This is a genomic window from Streptomyces sp. NPDC058683 (genome assembly GCF_042716195.1).
GTDB lineage: Bacteria > Actinomycetota > Actinomycetes > Streptomycetales > Streptomycetaceae > Streptomyces.
The window spans coordinates 298,389-306,733 of the sequence record NZ_JBHXSK010000005.1 but is presented as its reverse complement, the minus strand read 5'-3'; the positions used below and the strand labels follow the sequence as shown (position 1 = coordinate 306,733).

The following is an 8,345-nucleotide window of genomic DNA, read 5'->3' as shown; positions in this document are numbered from 1 at the left end:
CGCCGCTCCCCCGCCGGCCCCCCACCCCCCCCTACGCCCCCGCTAACACTCCCCCCCGCCCACCCAGTGCTGCCCCCCTACAACCCCGAGGGGGCGCGGGCCATCGCTGTCGGCCTGATCGTTCAGGACGCCGCGTGATCGGCTCCCACGAGGTCCGACAGGCGCAGCCCGGGCTGTTCGGCGGCCCGGATCATCGTCCGGGTCAGCCGAGCGGCGATTGCCTCTGCCGTGGCAGCGGTGAACAGGTCGGCGCGATAGTGCAGTTCACCGATCAGTCGCTCACCCTCCTCCCGCAGCGTCACCAGGCAGTCGAGGGCGTTACCGCCCTGCGAGGACCGCACCGGCGAGACGGCGACGCCAGGCAGCGAGAGCCGTCCGGATGCCGGGCCGAGCAGCTGGAAGGCCACCTGCACCAGCGGGTTGCGGGTCAGGTCGCGCGGCGGCCGCAGGGCCGAGACGAGATGGTCGAAGGGCAGCTCCTGGTGCCGGTAGGCGTCCAGCGCGGCCGACCTGACCCGGCCCACCAGCTCGGCGAAGACGGGATCGCCGTCGCAGTCCATCCGCAGCGCCAGCGTGTTGACGAACAGTCCGACCAGCGGTTCGGTCTCGATGGCCGTCCGGTTTCCCGCGAAGGTACCGATCAGGAAGTCATCCTGATGGGCAAGGCCGGCGAGAGTCGCCGCGAAAGCCGCCAGCAGAACCATGAACGGCGTCGCTCCGGCGGCCCGGGCCACGTCGTGCACCGCACGCACGCTCGTGGCCGGGAGCTCGAAGCCCACCGTGGCATCGGCGGACAGCCTCGGGGCCGTGCGCGGCAGATCCGTCGGCAGACCGAGCACGTCCGGCACGCCCTTCAGCTCCGCGCGCCGCCGCTCCAGACGGTCGCGCAGCTCTTCGGCGTGGGCCCCACTGCGCTGCCAGATCGCGTAGTCGGTGTACTGGGCCGGCAGCGCGGTCAGTTCGACTGGCGTGCCCGTGGTCCCGGCTCGGTAGTGGGCCGCCAGATCCCGCCAGAAGATCTCCAGGGACCAGTCGTCGGCAACGATGTGATGGATCACCAGTACCGCGACGTGGTGGGTCTCGTCCAGCCGCAACAGCGTCAGCCGCAACAGCGGGCCGTGGTCCAGCCGGACGGGCCGCCGCAACTCGCTGTCGATCACCTTCCGCGTCGCCTCCTCCCGGTCGGCCTCGTTCCGGCCCGCGTCGGCCTCGATCGCGGCGAAGACCTCTTCCGGCACCTCCTCGCGGATCACCAGCCGGGGCACGCCGTCGGCGGCGGTGAAGGTGGCACGCAGGATGTCGTGCCTGGCGATGGTGTCGTCCAGTGCCTGACGCAGCGCCGCCACGTCCAGCGGACCGCGCAGCCGGTAGGCGTCCAGCATGAGGTAGTCGGTTGCGCCCGGGTTCATCTGGTCGAGCAGCCACAACCGCTGCTGCGCGAACGACGGTTGGTACCACTCCGGCTTCCCCGAGGACTCCCGGGCCCTTCCGGCACCGACGGGCGCAGGCCGGCCAGGGCGGCTGTCGGCACCGTCCACCACGGCGGCCAGTTCCTCGACGGTCGGCGCGGTGAGCAGGTCCTCGACGGTCAACTCGCAGTCCAGTGCCCGGCGCACCCGCGCGCAGATCATCGTGGCCGCCAGCGAGTGGCCGCCGAGGTCGAGGAAGCCGTCCCGGACCCCGACCGGGGTGCGGCCGAGCACGTCCTCCCAGACCGCGACGAGCTGCCGCTCCGTCTCCGTACGCGGGGCCAGGTAGGCCCCTGCCAGATCGGGACGACCCGAACCGGGGTCCGGCAGGGCCTTTCGGTCCACTTTTCCGCTGGTGGTGAGCGGCAGCGCGGCCAGTACCGACCAGACCGTCGGAACCATGTAGTCGGGCAGCCGCGCCGCGAGCCGGCCGCGCAGGGCCGCGATGTCCACGGTTTCGCCGGCCGGTACGACATGGGCGGTGAGCCGGGTCCCGCCGTCGGATTCCCGGTCGGCGACCAGGGCCGCCGCCGCCACCGCCGGCTCGGACATGAGCACGGACTCGATCTCGCCGAGCTCGACCCGGTTCCCGCGGATCTTCACCTGACGGTCGATCCGGCCGAGGTACTCGATCGCGCCGTCGGGCCGCCGCCGTACCAGATCTCCGGTGAGATAGATGCGCTCCCCCGGCACGTCCGCGTACGGGTGGGGCATGAACCGTTCCGCGGTGAGGCCCGGCCGACCGTGGTAGCCGCGTGCGAGCTGGATCCCTGCCAGACAGAGCTGCCCCTCCATCATGTCCGGGACAAGCCGCAACTCCTCGTCCAGCACCAGCGCCGTGACACCCGGCACGGCCCGTCCGATGGTCACGGACTCGCCCGGAGCACACAGCGTCCCGGTGACTTCGACGCTGGTCTCCGTCGGGCCGTACAGGTTGTAGACCTCACATCCGAGACGCTGGTGGGCGGCCGACACGAGATCGGCGGTGAGTGCCTCGCCGCTGCACAGGATGCGCCGCAGGGACGGCAGCGGCTGCACCGGCTCGGCGAGGAAGGCGCGGAGCATCGACGGTACGAAGCTGACTGTGGTGATGCGGTGCTCGGCCATCGTCCGCGCCAGATAGCGGGGGTCGCGATGGCCTCCGGGGCGGGCCATGACCACGGCGCCGCCGTTGGCCAGCGGCCAGAACAGCTCCGGCACCGACACGTCGAAGCTGAACGGCGTCTTGTGCAGCACCCGGTCGCCCACGGCCAGCGGGAACCACTCCTGGGCCCACCGCAGGCGGTTGACCACGCCCGCGTGCGGCACGACCACACCCTTCGGGCGTCCGGTCGAGCCGGAGGTGTACATGACGTAGGCGGCGTTGCCCGGACCAACCGGTGCCACGGAGCGGTCATGACGTCCGGGGCCGGCGGTTTCGCTGTCCTCCGCGGCTGCTTCGTCGGCGAGGAGCACGGTGCCGCTGTAGGCCGCGAAGCCGCGCGCCAGCAGGCCGTCGGTGACCACCACGGACACGGCCGAGTCCGCCAACAGGTAGGCGAGCCGCTCCGCCGGGTGGTCCGGATCCAGCGGGACGTACGCTCCACCGGCCTTGAGTACCCCGAGCAGGGTGACCAGCAGCTCGGGGCCCCGCTGCAAACAGACCCCCACCCGGGATTCCGGCCCGATCCCCGCGGACCGCAGCCGGCGCGCCAGCCGGTCGGCGCGGTGGTCCAGTTGCCGGTACGACAGTTCCAGCGCCGCCGAGGCGTCGTCACCGGCCACCAGAGCCACGGCGTGTGGCGTCTCGACGGCCTGCGCCTCGAAAAGTTCATGGATACAGAGGTCACTCACGGGCAACTCCTTGGAGTAGGACGCGAGCTGGAGTCCACGGGCCGGGCCCCGGGAATTCTCTCTTCGGCGACGGGCCACAGCCGACACGGTCGCCCACCGGTCTCCGCGTCGCCTCGGCACGGCGTGACAACCCACGGAATTCGACCGGATCCGGTCACACGACATTGCGTACGGCTCGCTCTGCTCCAGCAGGCGCCCGCCGCTGCCTTCCCTCTTGATGAAGGCGTCCCCCAGCCGAACGACCCTAACACGCGGCTTTGCAACGGGATCTGACGATGTACCAGTCGGGCAGATCGTTTTGCCTGCTACTGCTGGCGCAACGCACGTTACTCATGATGAGATTGGCGTCGGCACTACCGTGAGGGAACCACAGGCAGGTCCTCAGCGTCGCCGGAACGCCCCTTGAGCCAGGGCACCGGCGGGACATCGCCGGACACCCGAGCACCCCGACCCGTCGGGGCGTCAGAAGATCCGCTGCTGGGCGCCGAAGCCCTGTTTCCTGCTTGCTCCTCGTCACTCACCGGCCCGATGCCATCGGGACCAGTGGACAGGCCTCCCGCGCCCGCATCCGTTGGTCCGAATCCCCTGCGCGGTGCAGCGCAGTTCCCGGCACGGTGCCTTCCCGGATGATCGGAGATCATGTGCTCGCCTCCGCCTCGATGACGGCCATGCCTGCCCACAACCTGCTCCTGTTCCTGCTCCAGGTGGGAACACTGTTGCTGTTCGCGTATGCCCTCGGACGGCTTGCCACCCGGATCCGGCTGCCCGCCATCACGGGCGAGCTGTGCGCCGGTGTGCTGCTGGGCCCGACCGTACTCGGCAACCTGGCTCCGTCGGTGTCCGACTGGCTGCTCCCGGCCTCCACGTCTCAGTTCCATCTCCTCGACGCGGTCGGCCAGTTGGGGGTGATCCTGCTGGTCGGCATCACCGGCATGGAAGTGGACTTGCAGCTGGTGCGCCGACGTACGAGAACCACGTCCGTCATTGCGGCCTCGGGACTGCTGCTCCCGCTCCTCCTCGGGGGCGGCCTGGGCATGGTTCTGCCGGACTCCTTCGTCCCGTCGTCCGCCAGCCGCCCCGTCTTCGCGGCCTTCCTGGGCGTTGCTCTCTGCGTCAGCGCCATACCCGTGATAGCCAAGACCCTCGCGGACATGAACCTCACCCACCGCAATGTCGGCCAGCTCACGCTCGCCACAGCGATGGTCGACGACGTGGTCGGCTGGCTGCTGCTGTCCGTGGTCTCGGCGATCGCCATCAGCTCGCAGCTCGACGACGTGCTCTGGTCCTTCGCCGGTTCGGTCGTCGTCATCCTGGCCGCACTCCTGCTGGCCCGCCCCGTGATCCGTCGCCTCATGACACAGGCATCACGCCACCCTGACGGCGCCCACACCATCGCCACCACAGTGATCATCATGCTGCTGAGCGCCGCCGCCACGCAGGCGCTGCACCTCGAGGCCATGTTCGGCGCGTTCCTCGCGGGCGTCCTCATAGGTGCCTGCAGCCCGGAGTCACTGCGCAGGCTGGCACCGCTCAGGCAGGTCGTCCTCTCCGTACTCGCTCCGCTCTTCTTCGCCACCGTCGGCCTGCGGATCGACCTGAGCGCACTGCACTCCCCCGAGGTGCTCGGTGTGGCCCTGCTCGTCCTCGTGGTCGCGGTGGCAGGCAAGTTCGGCGGTGTCTGCCTCGGCGCACGGGCCGGGCGGCTCAACCGGTGGGAGACGCTCGCCGTCGGAGCCGGTCTCAACTCCCGTGGTGTCGTCCAGATCGTGATTGCCACCGCCGGCCTGCGTATCGGCGTGCTGACCCCCACCTTCTTCACCATCATCGTCCTGGTCGCCGTCACCACCTCGGTCATGGCCGCCCCCGTCATCCGCTTCGCCATGCGTCACGTCGAGCACGTCTCCGAGGAGGAACTCCGCCGCGCCGATCGCACCGGTACCTCCATCCCCGAGACGGGAGTCGGCGGCCGCTGAAAGCAAATGCGAGGACGAACAGCGCTTCCTGCGAGGACAAGGGGCACGGGTCGCGCCGTGACGTCCCGCAGCCGCCCCGAGCGGAACGGCACCAGGATCCAGCCCCTTTCACGCAGCGGTGGGCGGGTACACCCGGCGCTCCGGCAGACCGACGCAAAACGTCGATGCGAGGGATGGGCAGCCGTCAGCCGGAGTGTCTGATCAGCGACCGATCCGATGATCAACGAGGTGCTTCCAACGACGGAGGGCGACCGCCACCTGCTCCCCGGCTGGTCCCCGGCTGGTCCCCAAGAATGATCAAAGGCCGGTTTCGGATGCCTCCGAAACCGGCCCTGACCTGCGACTGTCTCCAGTCGGGACGACAGGATTTGAACCTGCGACCCCTTGACCCCCAGTCAAGTGCGCTACCAAGCTGCGCCACGTCCCGGTGCCGTCTGACCTGGGATTTCCCCGGTCGAAACGCGCAAGGAAACAATACCGCACTCGGACCGGTGGTCGCGCACGGCTTTTGTCCGGGCAGGGTGACGGCTCGGCCTGGGGGCCGCGGCGGTACGGGCGGGTGCGGCGGGTCTCAGTCCGGGCTCGGCAGCCCCACCTCGGGGTGGGAGTCCAGGAGTCGGGGCGGGGCCGCCTGTCTCCAGGAGTCGGCGAGGATGTCGCGCAGCTCGGCCTCGTCCTCCAGGGCGCCGAGCCGCACCCGGACCCAGGCGAACTGGGCCTCGTGATCGGCGATCCAGAACTTGTCCGGCTCGGCGAGCACCAGCTCGTCGCGCTCCTCCTTGGGACAGCGCACGGCGATGGAGGTCTCGTTCTCGGGCAGCGTGGCGAACATCTTCCCGGCGACTCGGAACGTGGGCATGCTCCAGGCGATCTTCTCGCTGGTGTCCGGCAGGGACAGCGCGACACGGCGTACGTCTTCGGCTTCCGGCATGCCTGGAACCGTAGCGCCTGCCACTGACAGTCAGCTGGTCAGAGCACCGACGTGCTTGTAGTAGAGGGTCGTCGGCCGCAGCACCCCGGCGGGGTCGGCCGCGAAGTCCGGGATGACTCCGGCGCGGGTCCAGCCGGCCGAGCGGTAGAGCTGCTCGGCGGGACTGTCCGTCTCGGTGTCGAGATGGAGCAGGGTGATGCCGGCGGCGGTCGCCGCCTCTTCGGCCACGGTCAGCAGCCGTCTCCCGATGCCCTGGCCGCGGGCCTCTCGGTGGACCATCAGCTTGACCAGCTCGGCACGGTGCCTGCTGTTCGGCTTGTCGGGGAAGGGGAAGGCCAGGCTGACCGTGCCGACGACCCGGTCACCGTCGTCCAGCGCGGCCCAGACGGCGAGCCGGCCGGCGGCCACGGCGTCCAGCCGCCCCTGCCACCAGGCGACGGCCCGCTCCCGCTCGCAGGGTGCGAGGAAGCCGATGGACGCCCCGCCGTTCACGGTGTCGGCCAGCAGCTCGGCCAACTCCCCTACCCGCTCGGACAGTTGATCCGCCCCGAGGCGCAGCGCCGTCATGGCCGCACCACCGCCAGGACGTACCGCGCCTCTCCCGGCCCGGCGCACCGGAACCGCGTCGGCCCCCACACCCGCAGCCGCAGACAGTCCCCGGCGTCCAGGAGATGCTCGACCTCCTGCGCGGTCACCGCGAGCCTCCCGTCGAGCACCCAGAGGTGCTGCTCCAGGCCGGGCACCGGCGGACGGTCGTAGGCGATGTCCGCGCCCGCCGCCAGCCGGCCCTCGACGAGTTCGCCGCGCAGCCCACCGTGCGGCGGCGACACGGACCGCCGTACGAAACCGGCGGCGCGGTCCTCCCAGACCTGCTGTTCGGCCGCGCGCAGCACCGGCGCGGGCGCCGCCTCGACCTCGCTGAGCAGTTGGGACATGGTCCGCCCGTAGACGTGGCAGAGCCGGTTGAGGAGGGCGGCCGTGGCGCTGGTCTCGGCGCGTTCGGCACGGGACAGGGTGGACTTGCTCACTCCGCTGCGCTCGGCCAACTCGCCCAGGGACCAGCCGCGTTCGGCCCGCAGTTCGGCGAGGCGGCGACCGAGTCGGGCATCGACGGGGTCGGGAGCGGGATCCGGGGCGGGATCGCGGGCCGCCGTCTCGTCTCGTTTCGTTTCCGGCTCATCCCGTTTCATATCCGGGACGATATCCCTGATGTGAGACGTCGGTGTTAAGGACGGCTCACGGCCGTGCCGCCTCGCCGAGCGCCTCCAGCACCGGGCGGATCAGCGGATGGCCCTCGGCTCCGCGCCGTACGGCCGCGAAGACGCGGCGGGTCGGGGCGATGCCGTCGACCGGGCGTACGACGACGCCGGTCAGGTCCATGCCGCGCAGGGCCGAGCGGGGGACGAGGGCCACGCCCGCGTCGGCCGAGGCCAGGGCCACCACGGCCCGGAAATCGTCGGAGGAGTGTTCGAGGCGCGGCTGGAAGCCGGCGCTCTCGCAGGCCAGGACGACCACGTCGTGACAGGGGTTGCCGGGGTACGGACCGATCCACGGGTCCTTGGCCAGTTCGGCGAGGGGCACCTCGTCGGCCCCGGCCAGGCGGTGGTGGAGCGGGACGACCGCGTCGAAGGGCTCGGCGTACAGGGAGACGTGGGTGAGCCGGGGGTCGTCGGCTGACGGCGCCCCCCGGTACTCGACGGCGACCGCGACATCGACCTGCCGGTCCAGGACCATCGGCAGACTGGCGTCGCCCTCGGCGTCCTGGACGCGGATGCGTATGCCGGGGGCCCTGCGGGCGAGGTGGGCCACGGCCGGGGCGACCACTTGCGCGATGCCGGTGGCGAAGGCGGCGACGGTGACCGTGCCGGCCTCGCCCGAGCCGTACGCGGCCAGTTCGGCCTCGGCCCGCTCCAGCTGGGCGAGGACCGCGTTGGTGTGGCCGAGGAGGATCTCACCGGCCGGGGTGAGCCGTACGCCCTTGGCGCTGCGCTCGACCAGCCGGTGGCCGGTCTCCTGCTCCAGGGCCGCCAGCTGCTGCGAGACGGCCGAGGGGGTCAGGTACAGCGCGGCGGCAGCCGCCGTCACCGTGCGGTGGTCGGCCACCGCACGGAGGATGTGGAGCCGCCGCGCCTCGATCAT

At 71.1% G+C, this 8,345-nt stretch carries 6 protein-coding genes and 1 tRNA gene; 1 reads left to right on the top strand and 6 read right to left on the bottom strand.

The annotated features are described in order from the left end of the window. Window positions 1-122: 122 nt before the first annotated feature. Window positions 123-3,302, bottom strand: a complete 3,180-nt coding sequence (locus ACFWXC_RS08145; protein WP_384474870.1) for an amino acid adenylation domain-containing protein — start codon at window positions 3,300-3,302, stop codon at window positions 123-125. A gap of 626 nt (window positions 3,303-3,928) precedes the next feature. Here ACFWXC_RS08145 and ACFWXC_RS08140 point away from each other — a divergent pair. Further along, window positions 3,929-5,275, top strand: a complete 1,347-nt coding sequence (locus ACFWXC_RS08140; protein ID WP_384474867.1) for a cation:proton antiporter — start codon at window positions 3,929-3,931, stop codon at window positions 5,273-5,275. Between the two features lie 353 nt (window positions 5,276-5,628). On the opposite strand, the gene ACFWXC_RS08135 is transcribed toward ACFWXC_RS08140, so the two are convergent. From ACFWXC_RS08135 to ACFWXC_RS08115, 5 genes are all read right to left on the bottom strand, one after another. Then, window positions 5,629-5,702, bottom strand: a tRNA-Pro gene (locus tag ACFWXC_RS08135). A gap of 144 nt (window positions 5,703-5,846) precedes the next feature. After that, window positions 5,847-6,206 carry an MmcQ/YjbR family DNA-binding protein gene (locus ACFWXC_RS08130; RefSeq protein WP_384474864.1) on the bottom strand — a complete coding sequence of 120 codons (360 nt, stop codon included), beginning with the start codon at window positions 6,204-6,206 and terminating at the stop codon, window positions 5,847-5,849. A gap of 30 nt (window positions 6,207-6,236) precedes the next feature. Further along, a complete protein-coding gene (locus ACFWXC_RS08125) occupies window positions 6,237-6,773 on the bottom strand; it encodes a GNAT family N-acetyltransferase (RefSeq protein ID WP_384474861.1) in 537 nt (178 codons plus the stop codon). Next, window positions 6,770-7,396: a helix-turn-helix domain-containing protein gene (locus tag ACFWXC_RS08120; protein WP_384474858.1), complete on the bottom strand. Its 627-nt coding sequence runs from the start codon at window positions 7,394-7,396 to the stop codon at window positions 6,770-6,772. The genes ACFWXC_RS08125 and ACFWXC_RS08120 overlap by 4 nt, the downstream gene beginning before the upstream one ends. 46 nt (window positions 7,397-7,442) lie before the next feature. Further along, a complete protein-coding gene (locus ACFWXC_RS08115) occupies window positions 7,443-8,345 on the bottom strand; it encodes a LysR family transcriptional regulator (protein WP_384474855.1) in 903 nt (300 codons plus the stop codon).